Annotated in this window: 10 protein-coding genes; 8 read left to right on the top strand and 2 right to left on the bottom strand. The window is 45.0% G+C overall.

Annotated elements, in window-relative coordinates:
- Positions 1-152: 152 nt before the first annotated feature.
- From ACFGVS_RS23580 to ACFGVS_RS23615, 8 genes are all read left to right on the top strand, one after another.
- Positions 153-1,154, top strand: a complete 1,002-nt coding sequence (locus ACFGVS_RS23580) for a FecR family protein (protein WP_439695819.1) — start codon at positions 153-155, stop codon at positions 1,152-1,154.
- A gap of 207 nt (positions 1,155-1,361) precedes the next feature.
- Positions 1,362-4,679, top strand: a complete 3,318-nt coding sequence (locus ACFGVS_RS23585) for a SusC/RagA family TonB-linked outer membrane protein (RefSeq protein ID WP_090641967.1) — start codon at positions 1,362-1,364, stop codon at positions 4,677-4,679.
- A gap of 20 nt (positions 4,680-4,699) precedes the next feature.
- A complete protein-coding gene (locus tag ACFGVS_RS23590) occupies positions 4,700-6,292 on the top strand; it encodes a RagB/SusD family nutrient uptake outer membrane protein (protein WP_090641971.1) in 1,593 nt (530 codons plus the stop codon).
- Positions 6,293-6,377: 85 nt separating this feature from the next.
- Positions 6,378-8,597 (top strand): alpha-N-acetylglucosaminidase, encoded by a 2,220-nt coding sequence (locus ACFGVS_RS23595; RefSeq protein WP_439695820.1) that lies wholly within the window; start codon positions 6,378-6,380, stop codon positions 8,595-8,597.
- An 18-nt stretch (positions 8,598-8,615) separates the two neighbouring features.
- On the top strand, positions 8,616-9,815 hold the full coding sequence (locus ACFGVS_RS23600) for an acyltransferase family protein (protein ID WP_439695821.1): 1,200 nt from the start codon (positions 8,616-8,618) through the stop codon (positions 9,813-9,815).
- A gap of 52 nt (positions 9,816-9,867) precedes the next feature.
- The gene (locus ACFGVS_RS23605) at positions 9,868-12,153 is read left to right on the top strand and encodes a GH92 family glycosyl hydrolase (protein ID WP_439695822.1); all 2,286 of its coding nucleotides are present in this window, start codon (positions 9,868-9,870) and stop codon (positions 12,151-12,153) included.
- A gap of 1,135 nt (positions 12,154-13,288) precedes the next feature.
- The gene (locus tag ACFGVS_RS23610; RefSeq protein WP_439695823.1) at positions 13,289-15,943 is read left to right on the top strand and encodes a family 78 glycoside hydrolase catalytic domain; all 2,655 of its coding nucleotides are present in this window, start codon (positions 13,289-13,291) and stop codon (positions 15,941-15,943) included.
- Between the two features lie 244 nt (positions 15,944-16,187).
- Positions 16,188-17,630: an arabinose isomerase gene (locus ACFGVS_RS23615; protein ID WP_439695824.1), complete on the top strand. Its 1,443-nt coding sequence runs from the start codon at positions 16,188-16,190 to the stop codon at positions 17,628-17,630.
- A 123-nt stretch (positions 17,631-17,753) separates the two neighbouring features.
- Here the strand turns inward: ACFGVS_RS23615 and ACFGVS_RS23620 are convergent, their stop codons facing one another.
- Positions 17,754-19,301 carry an FAD-dependent monooxygenase gene (locus tag ACFGVS_RS23620; protein ID WP_439695825.1) on the bottom strand — a complete coding sequence of 516 codons (1,548 nt, stop codon included), beginning with the start codon at positions 19,299-19,301 and terminating at the stop codon, positions 17,754-17,756.
- Between the two features lie 41 nt (positions 19,302-19,342).
- Entirely contained in the window at positions 19,343-20,161 is an 819-nt protein-coding gene (locus tag ACFGVS_RS23625) for a helix-turn-helix domain-containing protein (protein ID WP_439695826.1), read from the bottom strand.
- Between the last annotated feature and the right edge of the window lie 61 nt (positions 20,162-20,222).

Consider the following 20,222-nt stretch of genomic DNA (forward strand, 5'->3'; position numbering starts at 1 on the left):
TTTCGCCAACAAAAGTACCGTCAAGATTTATGAAAACAGCATCTGCAAACTACATAATTGACACTATTTGTAATTTTTGATTTTTTTTTAAATTATTTACAAAACCATCCCCCCGTTTTAAACCTCCCGACGTATTTATATAAAAATTGCTCGTGGAAACCATTGTTCAACGTTTAGAAAGGCTTTATAAAACTGATATCCTGACCCAGGACGACAAGCGCTGGCTTGCCGAATACCTGAAGGGAGATATCTCGGAGTTATATCTTATAGCCCTTGATGGTTTCAGTAAAGACGTGCTGGAACAAAAACTCACTCTTAGCGATCAGGCATCCAGCCAAATATTAAAAAACATCCACCAACGTATAACTAAACCGCCTGGACAGGCGTTTCCCATAAGGCGTTTATTAGTAAAAATGGCCATTGCGGCATCTGTTGCCACTGTTTTTTGTACCGGCTACTTATTCAGAAAACAATTGGATAATTGGATAGACCCGGTTAAGTACCAGGAGACGGTAGCCCTAAACGGCGAAATAAAACTGATTAGTTTATCTGATGGCACTACCATATGCCTTAATGCGGGCAGCCGGTTAAGCTATCCAGATAAGTTCAAACAAAATACAAGGGAAGTGACCCTTACAGGCGAAGCTTTTTTTAAAGTAGCGCATAATAGCGCTAAGCCATTTATCATCCATTCGGGCAAAATTACAACCACAGTTTTAGGTACCAGCTTTAATGTTAAAGCTTATAAAGAAGATAAAGCAATTAAAGTAACCGTGGTAAGTGGTAAGGTGGGGATATTAAACACAAAAGCAAAACAGCCTGCCGTTTTGCTTACACCTAATATGCAGTTGGTATATTCCAAGACTGATGAAACACTGGTTGCAAAAAAAATTGACGATGCCTTATCGGTAATTAGCTGGCAGGAGGGTAAACTACAATATCATAATACACCATTGTCTGATGTTCTGGCCGATGTTCAGCGCAAATATAACGTAACGATCAAGGCCGATAAAAATCTGCTCAACTGCACTTTGTATGCCGATTTTAACAATATGCCATTGCAAAAAGTATTAAAGCTGATAGAAGCACTTATAAATGCCCGCTTTAAAAAGGAAGGCAGCATCTATACCTTAAAAGGTAAGGGATGTAACTAAAACACCAATTGTATAAAACAAATAATGTTTGACACCTAAATAAAAGCTATGAGTTAAAACCCAGGGAAAGAGAAAATGATCCTCCAAAATGGCCGGGCCAGTTTTGGAGGAATAAAATGCCAAAGATTTATTAATGGAGCATGCAGGAGGCCTCAAGAACCATAGCACGTTCCAGCTTGACCTATAACACTTTAATATAGCAAAAATATGAAAAAAACCATACCCGAAAGATTCTTTCGAGCCATAACACTCGTTATGAAAATTAATGCGATTATTTTATTAGTTGTCTGCTCGCTATCGTCCATTGCTATGGCCGATAACTCATACGGACAAAGCGTACTGGAAAAGCCAGTTACCCTTAAGTTGAAAAAAATGCCGCTTTCTGATGCGCTTGAACGCATTTCGGCAAATACGGGTGTACGGATTATGTACACCGGTAAAAATATAGAAAGTGATGTTAAAGTAACGCTGACAGCGCGAAATGAGAAGCTGGAAGCCGTTTTAAAGAAGGTTTTGCTGGACAACCAGTTTACCTACACTGAAGTTGAAGGCAGCTTATTGGTTAAGCCTGCACCAAAGCCACCGGTAGAGAAAAAAGAGGAATTGCCACCGCCTACCATTATTACAGGTACCGTTGTTGATGATAAAGGACTGCCGCTTATAGGTGTTTCGGTAAAAATTGCAGGCCTTTCAACAGGAGCTGTTACAGATGTAGACGGTAAGTTTAAGGTACAGGTTGCCAACGAAAATGCGGTGTTGGTATTCTCCTACATCGGTTTTGATACGCAAAGAATAACCGTGGGGTCGCAAACCGTTTTAAAGGTTACTTTGGTGCCTTCGGCCAATTCATTATCAACCGTAGTAGTTGTAGGTTACGGTACCACAACCAAAAAGGAGCTAACCAGCGCCATTGCTACGGTTAAGGCCGAGCAATTTAACGCCGGTGTGGTATCAAGTCCTGCCGACTTGCTGGAAGGTAAAGTAGCCGGTTTAAATATTACCAATGATGGTAACCCCAATGGAAAAGCTTCTGTTACCCTCCGTGGGCCATCATCAATAAGAACAGGCGACGCTTCGGTACCATTTTATGTGATAGACGGTGTACCCGGAGCCGATTTTAACTTGCTTGCTCCATCGGATATTGCTTCGATTGATGTGCTAAAAGATGCCTCTGCTGCTGCAATTTACGGAACCAGGGCTACCAATGGTGTAATTATAGTAACTACCAAAAAAGCCAAAGCCGGGCAGATGAGGATGACTTACAATGGTTATGGCGCATTTGAAAAAGTATCTAACCAGTTTGATGTAGCCAGCGCCGACCAGCTGAGGGCCTACGTAAAAGCTAACGGGCAAAGTTTTACCCCCGCAAATGATAATGGCGGAAATACCGACTGGCAAAAAGCGGTTGAACGCAACACTGGTTTTTCGCAAAACCATAACCTGTCTTTTGGTGGCGGTACCGATAAAACTACTTACAACGGAAGCTTAAATTATCTTGACAACCAGGGTATTGTAAAAAGCAGCGGTTTAAAACGTATTACGGGCAGGCTTAATATTACCCAAAAAGCGCTGAACGATAAATTGAAACTGGATTTTTCATTGAGCAATGCGGTTACCAATTCAAACCTGTTGGTTAATGATATTCCGTTGTCAAGTGCAAATGGTCAAAGCCCCGGATTGTTTAAGTCAATAGTTCAGTATTTGCCTACCCGTACCATTTATAATGCCGATGGTACATTTTATAACGACCCTACTTTAAAACTGGGTTATAACCCGGTTGGGCTTATCACCAATGATACCTACAAACAAAAAGTGAGCTTGTTGTTGGGTAATGTGCGCGGTGAGTTGATATTACCTGCCGGTTTGCTTTACAATTTTAACTTAGCTTACCAGGAAACAAATACCGATAACAATACCTATTACAATTCGGCATCGGAGCTTGCTCCCGGCCTTAACGGTAAAGCTATCCGGTCGACTTATACAGACACCAAAAAGCTGTTTGAAAACTATTTAACTTACTCACATAACTGGAATGAAAAGCACACCTTCAAAGCGTTGTTTGGTTATTCAATAGATCAAACCACAAAGGGTGACGGTTTCCAGTCAACTAATCAAAACTTCATTTCTGATGCAACCGGCTACAGTAACCTGGCCTTAGGTACGCCTGCCGCCGGTTACCGGGTTGATTACGGTAGTGTTAACCAGGAAACTTTACGCCTGATATCATTTTACTCCCGCCTAAATTACAGTTACCTGGGTAAATACCTTTTGCAGGCATCATTACGCCGTGACGGATCAAACGCTTTTGGTACCAACAACCGCTGGGGATATTTCCCGGCTGCATCGGCTGCATGGCGCGTGATCGACGAGGGTTTCATGAAATCGCAATCGCTGTTTGATGATCTAAAACTGAGGGTTGGATATGGTAAAACAGGTAATTCATTAGGTTTCTCGCCTTATACACCAATAACGCTTTACGGTACTACAGGTAGTTTTTATTACAACGGTGCATACATAGGTGCTATAGGTGTTATACAAAACCCCAATCCCGATTTGAAGTGGGAAAGTACAGCCACGCTTAACGGTGGTATCGATTTCTCTATACTAAAAGGTAGGTTGGGTGGCTCGGTTGATATCTACAATAAAAAAACAACCGACATGATCACTACCGTTCCGGTATCACTGATCAATAACTTCGTATCTACCAAAGTAGAAAACGTAGGCAGCATGTCTAACAAAGGTGTCGAGATTGCCCTTAATGGTACACCTATCAAATCAAAAGACTTTACCTGGAGCAGCTACGGCAATATTTCATTCAACAAAAATAAGATCACATCACTCGCCCCAAATCTTTCTAAAATATATGTGGGCGATCCTGAAGGACCCGGACAAAGCGGTATAAAAGTATCTATTATTGAAGCCGGCTATCCGCTTGGCGAGTTTTATACGCTGAAATACCTTGGCCGTACAAACGGCGTATCCACATTTTTAGGTGCCAACGGTCAGTCAACCACAACACCTACAAGTGCCGATCAAACTTATGCGGGTAATGCACAGCCAACCTATACATTTGGTTTGGGTAACGATTTTACGTATAAAAACTTCAGCCTTAATTTCTTTTTCAGAGGTCAGGGTGGTAACAAAATCATGAACGCATCTTTGGCCAGCTTTAACCAGCCAACCCAGGCTTCGGCACATGGCGTGCCTACTTTAACATTGAGTGAGCCAGGTACCGATGTTAACGCCAACTTGTATTCAACACGTTATCTTGAAAGTGGCGCGTTTATCAGGTTAAGTAATGCAACACTTGCTTACAAATTTAATGTTGCAGGTAATTATGTACATGGCATCCGTTTGTATGTTACTGGTACCAACTTATTTATTATCACCAAATACAAAGGGGTTGATCCCGAGTTGAATTTGAACATCGATAACCAGGCAAGCGGCCAGTTTATCGGCGTTGATAGTAATAATTTCTATCCAAAAACAAGGAGCTTCCTTGCAGGTATACAAGTTGATTTATAATAACCATTAACCTAACTGACATGAATAATTTAAAAAGATATATAAAACCTGGCCTTATTGCCATGGTTGTGGGCGCTATTTACCTTTCGGGTTGTACAAAATTAGATATTACGCCTAAATCAGCACTTACCCCATCTATTTTCCCAACTACCCCGGCGCAGTATGTAGCAGCCACCGGGCCTATTTATACCTCGTTCCGCGGGGCGCCGGGCAGGCAGTACTGGTTATTGCAAAATTTAAGTACCGATGAAAATGTGCTGGTAGCGCGTGGAGGCAACTGGCTTGACGGAGGTACCTATTCGACCGTGAACCTGCATACGGTAACACCTGATAACGGTATGACAGAAACATGCTGGCAGTGGGGTTACGGAACCATAAGTTTATGTAACCAGGTATTGTCGTTATTTGACGCTACACCGGCAAGTGATGCTAAAAAGCAAACCGTTGCCGAAATTAAAACTATGCGGGCATTATCTTACTTTTATTTGATGGACCTTTTTGGAAATGTGCCTATCAGCAAAAAGTTTGGGGATACCACCAACCTGGGAACTCAGCCAAGGGCAGCTGTGTTTGCATTTATAGAAAGCGAATTACTCGCGCAGATTCCGGATCTGAGCGCTACATCCGGCGTAACAACCTACGGCAGACCAACCAAAGGTTTAGCTTATGCCATACTTGCAAAAATGTACCTTAATGCCCAATATTACATTGGCACAGCAAGGTACCAGGATGCGGTTACCATGTGCGATAATGTCATAAAACTGGGCCAGTATTCTTTAGATGCCGATTATTTGGGCATGTTTAAACCAAATAACGGTCCGCAAATCAAAGATTTTATTTTTGCAGTGCCTTATGATGGCGTGCAGGCGCAAGGCCAATATTATGCCCGCTGGACAATTAACCCTAATTTGAAAAATAAATATAAAATGCCGTACACGCCCGATGGGCCGGTATATACATACAAAGAGTACTATGCTTTGTTTAACGATGATAATGACATCCGTAAAAAACAATACCTGGTTGGCAAGCAGTACAACAATGATGGCACGCCTATAAATATTACGACAACCAACATTGGGCTTGACGCCAGTTATAGCGGTCCTAACCCCAACGCTACGGTTGTACACCAACTGGAGTTTACGCCCGATATTGTTTGGAAAAACCCTGCCACTTTTGATATCGGTAACGACGAACTTGCTAACGAAGAAGGCTACAGGAACAACAAATTTTATCCGGACAGCTTAAATACAGATCGTAACCAAGGTAACGATGTGCCTATGTTTAGGTATGCCGACGTGTTGCTGGAGAAAGCCGAAGCCATTTTAAGAGGGGCAACTGCAACCAACGGCGATTCGCCTTTATCATTGGTTAACCAGGTTAGGGCACGTGCAAAGGCTTCGCCAATGGCGGCTGTTACCTTGCAGGATATTTTAGATGAGCGCGGCCGTGAGCTGGCGATGGAAATGTGGCGCCGGAACGATATGATCCGTTTTGGACAGTTCGAGAAATCATGGGGTATCAAAACCGATGCAAATCCCGCAAAACGTATTTTCCCGATACCAAGACCCGAAATGCAGTTAAATCCAAAACTGGTTCAAAACCCAGGTTATTGAGCAGTATGTTTAGTAATAAATACAGGCCGTACACCGGCCTGTATTTGTTTTTTACCGTCTTTTGTTTTTAATATAATTACTTAATATGTTGTTGAACAAATTGCCTGCAAAGCTTTTTTTTGCCCTGCTTGTTATTTTAATTTTTACCGGAAGGGTAGCAAATGCCCAGGTTAACAAGAATGCATCATATGCGTTAATTGGCCGCGTTATACCCAAAGCAGCAGCACATTTTAAGGTAGAAGAAATCCCGGCGATAAATGGCAAAGATGCGTTTGAAATAGAAAGCATTAACAACAAAATTGTATTAAGGGGTAATAACGGTGTCGCGATAGCATCGGCATTATATTATTATTTAACCGAATACTGCCACTGCCAGGTAACCTGGAATGGCACCAATTTAAACCTGCCCGCAAAATTACCCGCGGTAACCACTAAAATTCGTAAAAACACACCCTACCAATACCGGTACTACTTAAACTATTGCACGTACAACTATAGTATGAGCTGGTGGGATTGGAAACGATGGGAGAAAGAAATTGACTGGATGGCTTTGCATGGCATTGATATGCCGCTTGCACTAACCGGGCAGGAGTATACCTGGTACCAGGTTTATAAGGATATGGGGTTTACAGATAATGATTTGAAGTCATTTTTCTGCGGCCCGGCTTATTTTTCATGGTTTTGGATGGGCAACCTGGATGGCTGGGGCGGCCCGCTGCCGGTAAGCTGGATGACAAACTACCGCGATTTGCAGCAAAAAATATTAAAGCGCGAAAGAGCGCTTGGCATGAAGCCCGTTTTACAATCATTTACCGGCCATGTACCCGCCGCGTTTATGACACGCTTCCCCAAATCAAAACTGAAAAAGACTAACTGGAACAATGGTTTTGGCGATACCTATATATTGGACACCCACGACCCAATGTTTGACTTAATTGGCCGTAAGTTTTTAGAAACCCAAACCCGCTTATACGGCACCGATCATCTATACTCGGCCGATACCTTTAATGAAAATGAGCCGCCAACGGACGATCCTGCTTATTTATCGGCTCTAAGTTCAAGGGTTTACCAGGCCATGAGCAGCGCCGACCCGAAAGCCGTATGGGTAATGCAGGGCTGGCTTTTTTACAGCGACCGCAAATTCTGGAAAACGCCGCAGATAAAAGCTTTGCTTCAAGCCGTGCCCAACGATCACATGATTATGCTTGATTTGGCAACCGAGATTGAACCCGTTTGGAAGCGTACCGAAGCCTATTACGGCAAGCCCTGGATCTGGAACATGCTGCATAATTTTGGCGGCAATATCGGGATGTTCGGCAGGATAGAAGGTGTGGCAAACGGTCCCGCGCTGGCCCTTAAAGATACCGCATCGGGCAAGCTGGCAGGCATTGGCCTTACCATGGAAGGCATTGAACAAAACCCCGTGTTGTATGAACTAATGACCAGCAACACCTGGCAAAGCGAACCCATTAACCTGGATAACTGGCTTCGGTCATACATTTTAAACCGCTACGGAAGTGTAAACGAACATACAATCAAAGCATGGCAGGTATTAAAAGAAACCGCTTATAACGGTAAAGATATCCGCGATGCCTCGGAGTCGATCATAACAGGTAGGCCAACGTTTGATTCGGCAGCAGTGTGGACGAGGACTAAGCTAAATTATCAGCGTAAAGACTTACTACCCGCCTGGGACGAACTGATGAAAGCAATACCTGCAAACAGGAAGAGCGATGGTTTTCAGTACGACCTGGTTGATTTATCGAGACAGGTGTTGGCAAACTATGCCCGGCCATTGCAGCAAAAATGGGCAAGGGCTTACGAGGATAAAAACATAACCGACTTTGATAAATACAGCAGTCAGTATCTTCAGTTAATAACCGATATGGATGCGCTTTTGGCAACACGTAAAGATTTTTTATTAGGCCCATGGCTTGCCGATGCCCGTAAGTGCGGAACTACCCTGGCCGAAAAGGCAATTTATGAACGGAATGCCCGCAACCTGGTTACCCTTTGGGGCGACGAAAAAAGCCCGCTTCATGAATACTCCTGCCGCCAATGGAGCGGCTTGCTCAATGATTTTTATAAAGTACGCTGGCAAAAGTTTTTTACAGAGGCCAAAGCCGCGTTGAAAGCCGGAAAGCCGATGGATGCGGCAACATTTGATAAAACTATAAGCGCCTGGGAGTGGAACTGGGTAAATATGCAAAAGCCCTACCCGGTAACCACAAAGGGCAGCAGCATATTGCTGGCCCAGCAATTATATAAAAAGTACCGCACCAAAATAGGGGCAGACTTAAAATAACATTAATATTTAAGGCATATGGCCAATGCACCAATTGTATCTGATCCTTTAATAAATACCGGCAACGATAAAAATACGCCAGTAAAGTTACCCCGCTTACTATCGTTAGATGCGCTGCGTGGCTTTGATATGTTTTGGATAATGAGTGGCGAAGGGGTGATACACGCCCTGGCGAAAGCAACCAACTGGCCGGTTTTACTGTGGATGTCGGGCCAGTTACACCATACCGATTGGAATGGGATTACATTTTATGATATGATCTTTCCGCTGTTTTTGTTTATAGCCGGTGTGTCTATGCCGTACTCTATGCACAATAAAATGATGAAGGCCGGTGTGAGTGATGCGCAGTTTTTGCCTAAAGCCGATAAACGGAGCATCTATTTATCCATGCTCCGCCGTACCGTGATACTGCTTTTTTTAGGGGTGATTGTTAACGGCCTTTTTAAGTGGAACGGTTACGAGCAAACGCGCTTTGCAAGCGTGTTGGGGCGCATTGGCCTGGCCTGGTTTTTTGCAGGCCTCATTTATTTGAATTTTAATACCCGGCAGCAACTTGTTTGGTTTGCGGTGTTACTGTTAGGCTATTGGGCTGCTATGATGCTTATTCCGGTGCCGGGTTATGGCACAGGGGTTTTAACCATGAATGGCAGCCTGGAATCATATGTCGATCGTTTACTACTTCCCGGCCGGTTACATGATAAAGTACATGATCCCGAAGGGGTGTTATCAACCATCCCGGCAATTGGCACAGCCATGCTGGGCATCTTTACCGGTCAGTTTTTAAAATACCAGTCGGTAAAATGGCCCATGTGGAAAAAGGGCGTGGCTTTGTTTGTGGCCGGACTGATACTAATTGCCATCGGCTCCGTATGGAATTTAACCTTCCCTATCAATAAACGCCTCTGGACAAGCTCATTTGTTTTGTTTGTGGGTGGATGGAGCCTGGTTTTCCTGTCGGTATTTTATCTGATTATCGATGTGGCGGGCTATCGCAAATGGGCTTTTCCTTTTGTGCTTATCGGGGTAAATTCAATCTTTATTTACCTGGCATCCGAAGGCATGATCGATTTTCAGCATACCGCCCATTACTTTTTTGGCGGACTGATCCAGTACGTATCGCCACTGTGGCAAGCGGTATGGCAAGCTATAAGCATAGTGATTGTACAGCTTGCACTACTATACTTTTTATATCGCAATAAAATATTTTTAAAAATATAACAATTCATTTCAAAAAAGTCTCCCCTGCCGGGGGAGATTTAGAGGGGGCTATATGATACTATTTAAAGTGCAGCGTTTATATTTTACTTTATTGCTATTGGCTGGCTCAGCGGCTGCATTTGCGCAGGACGTTGTTAAATATGTACAGCCACTGGCCGGTACCGCTGTTGCCACAACGGCATCTGCAATAAAGCACGGTTCGGGCTATGCCGCATCGCAGGCTAATACTATCCCTGCTGTAACCACACCATTCGCCATGACGCAGTGGACACCGGAAACCCAGGCAACTGAAAATAAGTGTGTACCACCGTATTTATATAAAGACAGCCTGTTTTACGGGCTGCGCGGCTCGCATTGGTTAAGTGGTTCATGTACGCAGGATTACGGCAGCTTTACCATTATGCCTCTTACCGGTACGTTGAAAACCAAAGGGTACGAAACGCCTTTTAAACATGCCGATGAACTGTTAACCCCGTATTTATACCAGGTTAAATTGGCCCAATATAGCTTGCATGCCGCCGTAACTGCTACCCCGCGTTGCGGTATGATGCAGTTTACCATGGGTAAGGCAGATAGCCTTTATTTACTGATTACGCCCAACAGCGACAGGCACGAAGGCTATGTACAGGTGGATGCCCAACGCGGAGAAATATACGGCTACAACCCGGCGCATCGCATTTACCAGGGATGGGGCAAAAGCGCGGGTTTTAATGGCTTTTTTGTAATCCGGTTTGAAAAACAGGCCGATCGCGCGGGGACTTTTACCGGGGAGAAGATTTTATCGGCCACAAGCCTGAAAGACATGCCAGGTTTAGGCGCATTTGCTGGTTTTAAAATGAACAAAGGCGACAAGCTGGTGATCCGTATAGGAACATCATTTACCAGCCTGGATGGCGCCCGTAGGAATTTACAGGCAGAAATGCCCGGGTTTGATTTTGACAAAGCAGTTGTAACCTGTAAGGAGGTTTGGCAAAAAACCTTAAGTCAAATTAGTGTAGCTACCGATAACCTGAAGGATAAAAATATTTTTTACACGGCCTATTACCATACCATGCAGCAACCCCGCCTGTTTAGCGATGTGGATGGCAAGTACCCGATGTTTGCAACCGGTTATAAAAATGCAAAGCTGGCAAAGGGCAACTATTACGATGATTTTTCGATGTGGGATATTTACCGTGCCGAAATTCCCTTGCATGAAATACTGAAACCTGCTTTTGTAAATGACCTGGTACGCTCGCTGATTATTAAAGGCAGGCAAGGGGGGTGGATGCCTATATTCCCCTGCTGGAACAATTATACATCAGAAATGATAGGCGACCATACAGCCTCGGTTATCAGCTCCGCGTATCTTAAGGGCATCCGCGATTATGATATAAACGAAGCATATGGTTTATTGCGGCACAACGCATTTGACATACCGGCCAATAAAGCCGATTATGTAGAAGGCAAAGGCCGCCGTGCCCTGGACAGCTATTTAAAATATCACTACATACCGCTGGAAGATAGCGTACCCGATGCCTTCCATAAAAAAGAGCAGGTTAGCCGTACGATGGAGTATGCTTATGATGATTATGCCTTATCGCAATTCGCTCGGAAATTAGGTAAAACAGCAGATTATAAATCATTGATGAGGCGGGCCGGCTACTATAAAAATGTATTTGACCCGGCAACAGGCATGGTACGGGGCCGCTACGCCAATGGCAATTGGATAACGGATTACAACCCCGACAAAAAAGAAAGCTATATTACCGAGGGCACGCCCCGCCAATACACATTTTACGCACCCCAGGATATTCCGGGTCTTGCAAAACTAATGGGCGGCCCTGCCAAACTGGAATCGGCTTTGGATAGCTTGTTTTTGAAAAAAGAATACTGGCACGGCAATGAGCCGGGGCACCAGATTCCGTTTATGTACAATTACACTGCAGCGCCCTGGAAAACCCAGCAGCAGGTTCGCGAAATACTTGCAACAGAATATAGTGATGGTCCGGGCGGCCTTGGTGGCAATGACGATGCCGGGCAAATGTCGGCCTGGTACATGTTTGCATCCATGGGTTTTTACCCCGTAAACCCGGTATCGGGCCAATTTGCATTATGTTCGCCCATTTTTGATAAGGTGATATTGAAGCTGCCCAACGGGAAAAGCACAACCATAACCTGCCACAAGAAAAGTAAAAATTCAGCATACATTTACCAGGTTAAGCGGAACGGGAAACTAAGCCTGAGTAATTATATCAGCTATAAAGAGATCATGAACGGCGGCAGCCTGGAATTTTTTATGCAGGATAACCCGGACGCTAAATGGGCGACACAACCTCAATATCAGCCTGGCCGGTAAAACTTGAATAAGGGTAAGTCAAATAAAAATAGACAACGACCTTATTCACCAATAAAAAGGGCAAATTGCGTTTAAGAATTCATGATCAACTATATTGTGCTATATAGGCATCAATGGTATCAAGTTATTAGATTTTTCGCGCAAAGTCGCAAAAGAAAAATACGCAAATCACTTTGCGTCTCTGCATCGTTGCGCGAATTAAATCTTATAAATTTAAAACGCGATTTCCTGCACAGCTAATAAGTTTTGGCTTAATGCCGCCAAGCTAAATTATGCAACAACTTTATTCTTCAATAAAAAGGGCTCTATGATGTTTTGTATGGTTGTTCGATTTCAATTAGCTTTTACATAATTATTTCTAAGGGCCATAGGCCCGACACATATTGTAGCCACGGGTTTCAACCCGTGGATGATTGGCCAAAGGACAGCGAGAGTGCCATCGGCACGGCCCATATTTTGGGGTAAATCCACGTATTTCAATTTTGCTCAAACGATATATACGCATTGCTCATATGGGTCGAACCTACGACTCTCAATCGTTTTCTTCGTTTCTGTCCCCGGGTTAAAACCCGGGGCTACAAGATTGGCCGAGGCTATGCCTCTGATTCGTGTAGAACAAGCTCGGACGTGTCAACAAAGAATATCTTTAGAAACTAATCAGTAACCGCATCTGTGTTACCTATACAATCCGACTTAAAATAATAAAAGGGATACCCGATTTTTGAATTGCTCTAAAATTTACTCCCTGTCGTACCGCCTCAAAAGGAGCATCATTATTGAACAGCGAATAGCTATACAAAAGCTCTCTGTCTTGCAGGACAGAAAGGGACGGTTATCATATCTGCTTAATTTAATTTTGATTAACCATTTATAATCTATCGAATTGCCAGGTTGGCAACCAATGATAAAATATTGTTGAATACGTATTGTTTCGAGTGATTGTAATTGAATTGTTTTGGCTTTTAACAACCGGTTATGCCCTTTGTGGCGAGTGAACCAATAAAGCCTGTGATAACCCATTTGCTTCTGAAGGATAAAGATGAAGTTGGAAAACAAACTATGCCAGCATGGCCGCTAACCGGGCTATCCCGGTTTTTGATGGTCGACTTTAGACAATAAAAACATTAACCTATATATGAGAATAACCCTTGCCACGGCCTGTTTTTTATTAGTATGCAAAATTGGTACAGCACAGGTAACCGCCACCAATCTTTTAACCGAAGATCAGAAAAATCCCATCAGCATTGATGCCCGCAATCCCCGGTTTAGCTGGCAGCTGGCCGCAAATGGCAACAAGGCCAATAGCCAGGCTGCTTACGAGGTGCAGGTAAATGCTATTGATGCGGAAGGTGGCAAGCCCGTTAGTTTATGGTCAACCGGTAAGGTGTTATCAAGCCAAACGTTGTATGTGCCATACGGGGGCAAAACTTTGCAATCGGGGCATAGTTATTCATGGAAGGTAAGGACCTGGGACATCAGCGGCAAACAATCCGCCTGGAGCGAACCTGCCTTGTGGACGATGGGGCTATTATCACCGGCCGACTGGCAGGCAAAATGGATAGGCCCTTCAACTCCCGATGCAGTGAATGGCCCTGTCCCGTTATTAAGGACGGGGTTTTTGTTAAACAAACAGGTTAGCAAGGCAACCGCCTATATCACATCCCACGGGTTTTATGAGGCTCAGATCAATGGCAAAAAGGTGGGTGATGCCTACCTGACACCCGGGTGGACAAGCTACAACAAAAGGCTGCAATACCAGGCTTATGATATTAAAGATCTTTTAAAATCGGGTGATAATGCTATTGGAGTGTCGCTTGGCAGTGGCTGGTACCGCAGCCCGCTGGGTCCGTACAATCCACGGCCGGATTTTTATGGGAAAACCCTTGCGCTTTTGCTGCAAATTAAAATAGTTTACACCGATGGCACCGAAAAGCTGATTGTATCCGACGAAAGCTGGAAGTCATCAACCGGCGCCCTGCGCTTTGCCGAAATTTACGATGGATGTATCCTGGATACCCGGCTTGCCCGGCAGGGTTGGTCGGAGGCCGGTTTTAACGACCGGGATTGGCAGGGTGTAAATGTACAGACCCTGGATAAAAACAACTTGGTTGCCACCATCAATGAACCGGTTAGGCAGCATGAAATATTTAAGCCTGTTAAAATCATCACCACCCCCCGCGGCGAAAAAGTGATCGATTTTGGTCAAAACCTGGTAGGTTGGGTAAAAGTTACCGTTCAGGGCCATGCCGGCGATTCCATTATGATATCGCACGCCGAGGTATTAGATAAGGCAGGCAATTTTTATACCGAAAACCTGCGCGCTGCCAAAGCGCAAAATATTTACATTTTAAAGGATAACAGCAAACAAACTTTCGAGCCGCAGTTTACCTGGCAGGGTTTCAGGTATATTAAGGTGGCAGGCATTAAAGGCGAATTAAACCCCGCCGATTTTACCGGGATAGCCTTATATTCAGACATGAAGGTGACGGGGAGTTTTGCATGCTCAAACCCATCGCTTAACCAATTACAGCACAATATTCAATGGGGGCAAAGGGGGAATTTTTTAGATGTGCCTACTGATTGCCCGCAACGCGATGAACGGCTGGGCTGGACGGGGGACGCGCAGGTTTTTTCGCGCACGGCATCGTACAACATGAACGTGCACAACTTTTTTACCAAGTGGCTTAAAGATGTGGCAGCCGACCAGTACCCCAGCGGAAGTATCCCTTACATCATCCCCGATGTTTTTACTAACGGCAATAATGAAGTTGGCGGCAGTACCGGCTGGGGCGATGTATCAATCATTGTACCGTGGACGGTGTACTCGGCTTATGGTGATAAACAGGTTTTGGAAAATCAGAACGCGAGTATGAAAGCCTGGGTTAAGTACATTGAAAAGCAAACCAAAAACGACCTTTGGGTTACCGGAAATCATTTCGGCGACTGGCTGTTTTACAGCGTTAACAACGACAGGGACGGTACATCTGCCATAACCAATAAATATTTAATAGCCCAGTGTTTCTATGCCCACTCAACACAGCTTTTACTTAACAGCGCCAAAATTCTGAACAAAAAGGCCGACGAGCAGTATTATACGCAATTATTGCAAAGGATAAAAAATGCCTTTATAAACGAATACGTTACGCCAAATGGGTTGATATCATCTGATACACAAACAGCCTACGTGCTGGCGCTTGAGTTTGACATGCTACCTGTAGCCCTAAGGCAACAAGCTGCCGAACGGCTGGTTAAAAATATAAAGCAGTATGATTATCACCTTACAACCGGCTTTTTAGGTACCCCATACCTTTGCGATGCCCTCAGCAAGTTTGGTCATGCCGATGTGGCTTACAGGTTGTTGTTACAGGATACCTATCCGTCGTGGTTATACCCCATAAAGGCTGGGGCCACAACCATTTGGGAAAGATGGGATGGCATCAGGACCGATGGCAGCTTCGAGGAATCGTCTATGAACTCCTACAACCATTACGCTTATGGCGCTATTGGCGATTGGATGTATCAAAACATAGCCGGCATACAGGCAGGAGAGGCGGGTTATAAAAAAATAATCATTAAGCCTGCAATAGGCGGAGGCCTAACCTGGGCCGAGGGTAATTATGATTGCCCGTACGGACACATTAGCAGTAAGTGGAAAATAGAAGGCGGCAAGCTTGATATGACGGTTACCATCCCACAAAACACAACCGCAGATATTTTTGTGCCCGACGCGTTGGGTAAAACCTATCAAAAGTTTTCTGTTCAGGGCGGCGATTATCATTTTCAGCGATGAATGTTAATTGTGTTATCAAATAGGATGGTTATGGAGGTGATTGGTTATGTTTGATTTACCAGTTAAAATTTACTTGAACAAGGTAACAATATATCATTTTTCTGTCCGGGCCGCCATGTTTCAATGCAATTTAAGCAGGCTTTATAAGCGGTTTGAATTTTATTCAAAAAAGTGTTTAACGGTATTATTTATCTGGTTAATCAAGCTTTAACTGAAAATTCCATAAATTAAAAAGATAAAGAGGATGACTGATAAAAAATACAAACTTGCACTTAAGGTTGGCTTGTTTGGTATAGGCTTGCAGGCATATTGGGAACAATTTGAAGGGCTTGAAAAACGCCTTGCGGGCTACGTTGATTTGGTGGCCGCCAAGCTAAATAGCTACGGTGCCGAAATTGTAAACCTTGGGTTGGTAGATACTCCTGAAAAAGCATTTGAGTCGGGCAGTCGCTTTCGGCGCGAGGAGGTTGATTTGGTATTTTTATATGTTACTACTTACGCCCTGTCATCTACAGTACTTCCTGTTGTAAGCAAAGCTAAGGTGCCGGTTATTGTACTGAACCTGGCCCCCGGGGCAGCTATTGATTATTCAACGTTTAACCAAATGAACAACCGCACCGCCATGACAGGCGAGTGGCTTGCCTTTTGTTCGGCTTGCCCGGTGCCCGAAATTGCCAATGTATTCAGGCGGTCAAATATTCCTTTTTACCAGGTTACAGGCATGTTAAACAACGATCCCAACGTTTGGGATGAAGTAGAAGAATGGATAGCCGCTGCTAAGGTTGCCCACATGATGTACTACAACAGGATGGGGGTAATGGGTAATTATTATAGCGGCATGCTGGATATTTACGCAAACCTAACCTTGCAATGTGCAACATTTGGCGGTCATATTGAAGTTATCGAGGTTGATGAGTTGTCTGGTTTAAGGCTGGTAGTTACGGAACACGAGGCAAAGAAAAAAATTGAAGAGTTTTACAACAGGTTTGATGTACAAGCCGATTGCCCTGCCGGTGAGATAAGACGGACCGCCGTAACCGCAGTAGCACTTGACAAACTGGTTGAAAAGCATAAGCTGGGATCGCTGGCCTATTACCACAAAGGCACAGGTAACGTGCAAAATGAAGATACCATGAGTTCGGTTATCTTGGGAACATCATTACTTACGGCAAGTGGTATTCCGGTGGCCGGCGAATATGAAATAAAGAATGCACAGGCCATGAAGATTATGGATGGCTTTGGAGCCGGAGGTTCATTTACCGAATATTATGCTATGGATTTTACGGATGATGTGGTTTTAATGGGGCATGATGGCCCTTGCCACCCGGCGATTGCTGAAGGCAAGATAAAGGTAAAGCCCTTACAGGTTTACCATGGTAAGGTTGGCAGCGGATTATCGGTGGAGATGTCTGTTAAATACGGCCCTGTTACCCTATTATCCGTTATCGAAACTATCGATGGGAAGGTGCAGTTACTTATTGCAGAGGCCGAATCTGTTGCCGGCCCAATACTGGAAATCGGCAACACCAACAGCCGCTATAAATTTCCTATTGGGGCCAGGGGATTTGTAGAGGCCTGGAACTCGCATGGCCCGGCACACCATTGTGCTGTGGGCAAAGGGCATATCGCTTCAAAAATTGAAAAATTAGCAAAACTGCTGAATATACAGGCGGTTAAAGTGTGCTGATTAGTTTTCGTATGACAGGTAATTAGCGATTATGCAGGTGCATGATTTTTTTCATACGTGCGGGCGTATGAGATCAGCAGCCAGTATGTGTCCTACAGATAAGGGCAAGTGTATACTAATCCTTTAGTTACCAACAAACCAACGCGCGAAGGCTTTTTGCAGCTCGCTGTAATCCAGGTTGCCCTCACAAGCCCACGCGATAATCCCATCCGGGCGTATCAGCGCGGCGCTTACACCTAATCGCTCTTTTGTGTTGCCAGAGATGTACTTCATCCGGTTGCTATATCGGTCAGCTAAAGATTTAAGCGCAGTGTTGGCATCAAAATCCAGCAGTATTCCCATGCCATCGTGCATAAGCTCGCCAATTTTTGTACCATCCCCCAGCTCAAAGTTGGGAACACTGTAGCCTGCCAGGGGGTGATGACCGCCAAGATCATAGTGGGTGGAAACACCCCAAACGCGCCCTGCAAAATAGGTGGCACCATCACGTGTATTCATCAGTTCGCGCATAATTGCTTGTAGCGCGCGGGCTCCCGGGCTTGGTTTCATGATAGCAACCTGCGCGCGCGACCAATCCAAAACCTGTGCGCCAATTGGGTGCCGTTCGGTATTATAACTGTTCAGCAGGCCTTCTGGCACTTTATTCTGGATAGTTGCAGCAAGTTTCCAGCCCAGGTTCATGGCATCGCCCAGCCCAAGGTTAAGCCCCTGGCCTCCCAACGGCGAATGAATGTGAGCGGCATCGCCGGCCAAAAGTATCCGTCCGTTGCGGTAGGTTGTGGCCTGTCGTGCCCTGTCGGTCCACGTGGTTGCTATATGCAGGGCATTGATGGTAACATCGGTATCCGAAATACGACGTAACACCTCCTGCACGTGTTCACGGGTTATTGGTTTTTCTGAGCCATGAAATGCCCCGCCATCAAAATCCTGTATCATTAGGTAACCTGGCTGAGATTGGAGGTACATGCCCCTGGGCGTCACGTTCCGGCCCGGCTTTAACTTTTCAGGATTCGCAATGTCAACCCGGGTTGTGTAGCCGGTAAATTCAGGCTCGGTGCCCGCAAATTCAAAACCGCCCAACTTGCGAACAACGCTACGGCTTCCATCGCAACCTACCAGCCATTTACCTTGAAAAGATTGGCCGCCAGACTGAACAGTTACTCGGTCTTCGGTTTGATGAATGTCAGTAACGGCAAGGCCACGCTTGAGTTCTACGCCAAGAGTCTCGGCGCGATGGGCCAGTACAGTTTCAAGCTCCGCCATTTCAGAAATTAAGCTGGTATCTGTCGAGCCGGGCAGACGATTCGTAAATTGAGTGTTGTCGATATCGCCTTCATGAAACGGAATGCCGGCAAAATGCCCCACCTGTCGCCGTAACCCTTGCGCGGCATTTTGATGAGGATTTTTAAGGCGCTTGTGTACCTCAAGTTCCTGTAGCAGCCCGCGCCGGTACAGCGCTTCGATAGTAGGTGCCGAGAGCCCCCGGATCCCGAATGGCAATTGTTTTAGTGGTGAGTGCGGGTTCTCGGCTTTTTCCAGTATCAATACCGAACGTTTGGCCAGGGCCAATTCGCAGGCCAGGAACAGGCCTACAGGCCCGGCACCGGAAATGATCACGTCGTAGATGGAATTATTTTGTGCTGATTTATCGCCTTCAAGTGTAACTTTCATATGGAATGATTTGATACACAAAATTCAGCAATGCCGCTGTTTCAGGCTTGTACAAACGCGACAAAATCGTTGCCTACAGGAGGCTTCCCTTGCTTTGCTTTCCGAGCGAAGGCGGCTGGCGTACTGCCGCTGTACCGCTTAAACTCGCGGCTTAGGTGAGATTGATCTGTATAACCGAGCTCATGGGCTAAACCGGCGAGGTTGATATCCGGGTAAAGCCATAATTGGTTACGTACCTGCTCAAAACGCATTAAACCGGACACATCTTTAACAGTGTGGCCAGACGACTGCTTAAAGTTCCGTTCCAGCGTACGAACGGTGGCATGGGCCGCTGCCGCTACCTGGCGTACCGGCATGGTACCCTTTGCTTTGCTCATAGCAACTCCTGCTTTAAATAGCATACTGTTGGCTGCAACCGCCGACCGGGCATTAAGGAAATATTGTTTTATCATGGACAGTGCTTCATCTATCCTGCCGGCTTCAATGCCTTTTTTTAACGTAGGGTGAAGCTGCGCAATAGGATGCTCAAACATGTGCACACCGCCTTTAACCGCCTGCAGCCCAAGTAAATCGAACACCGTCCAGGGAAAGCACCTGATGGCAATAATTTCCAGGCGGTTTTTGGCGTAAAAAACAACAGGCTGGTTGAGCAGGCCCATCATGAACGGGGATGGCAATGGCTGCAAGCTGCCATCCCGGGCAATGCTGCAACCGTTCCCGAAATGAAAAATAATTTCGGCATAGCCATCGGGTTGTACTTCAAAATCAGATAGCTGTTCCCCGAAGTCTCTGCTGTTGTACCAAAAACATTTTATGGAATCTTGTAGCTCTTCGGGAGGCGCAAATTCTTGGTGCTGCATATGGAAAGATAGTGTATTTTATTTTGCATAAAATACAGGAATTTAAACTGAAAATAAGACA

Source organism: Mucilaginibacter sediminis, from assembly GCF_051903035.1.
In the GTDB taxonomy this organism is placed as follows: domain Bacteria; phylum Bacteroidota; class Bacteroidia; order Sphingobacteriales; family Sphingobacteriaceae; genus Mucilaginibacter.

Bases quoted from the DNA above. Each gene is read 5' to 3' on its own strand.
- ACFGVS_RS23595 (WP_439695820.1), top strand. From the start codon at position 6,378: ATGTTGTTGAACAAATTGCCTGCAAAGCTTTTTTTTGCCCTGCTTGTT.
- ACFGVS_RS23625 (WP_439695826.1), bottom strand. From the start codon at position 20,161: ATGCAGCACCAAGAATTTGCGCCTCCCGAAGAGCTACAAGATTCCATA.
- ACFGVS_RS23585 (WP_090641967.1), top strand. From the start codon at position 1,362: ATGAAAAAAACCATACCCGAAAGATTCTTTCGAGCCATAACACTCGTT.
- ACFGVS_RS23620 (WP_439695825.1), bottom strand. From the start codon at position 19,301: ATGAAAGTTACACTTGAAGGCGATAAATCAGCACAAAATAATTCCATC.
- ACFGVS_RS23600 (WP_439695821.1), top strand. From the start codon at position 8,616: ATGGCCAATGCACCAATTGTATCTGATCCTTTAATAAATACCGGCAAC.
- ACFGVS_RS23610 (WP_439695823.1), top strand. From the start codon at position 13,289: ATGAGAATAACCCTTGCCACGGCCTGTTTTTTATTAGTATGCAAAATT.
- ACFGVS_RS23605 (WP_439695822.1), top strand. From the start codon at position 9,868: ATGATACTATTTAAAGTGCAGCGTTTATATTTTACTTTATTGCTATTG.
- ACFGVS_RS23590 (WP_090641971.1), top strand. From the start codon at position 4,700: ATGAATAATTTAAAAAGATATATAAAACCTGGCCTTATTGCCATGGTT.
- ACFGVS_RS23615 (WP_439695824.1), top strand. From the start codon at position 16,188: ATGACTGATAAAAAATACAAACTTGCACTTAAGGTTGGCTTGTTTGGT.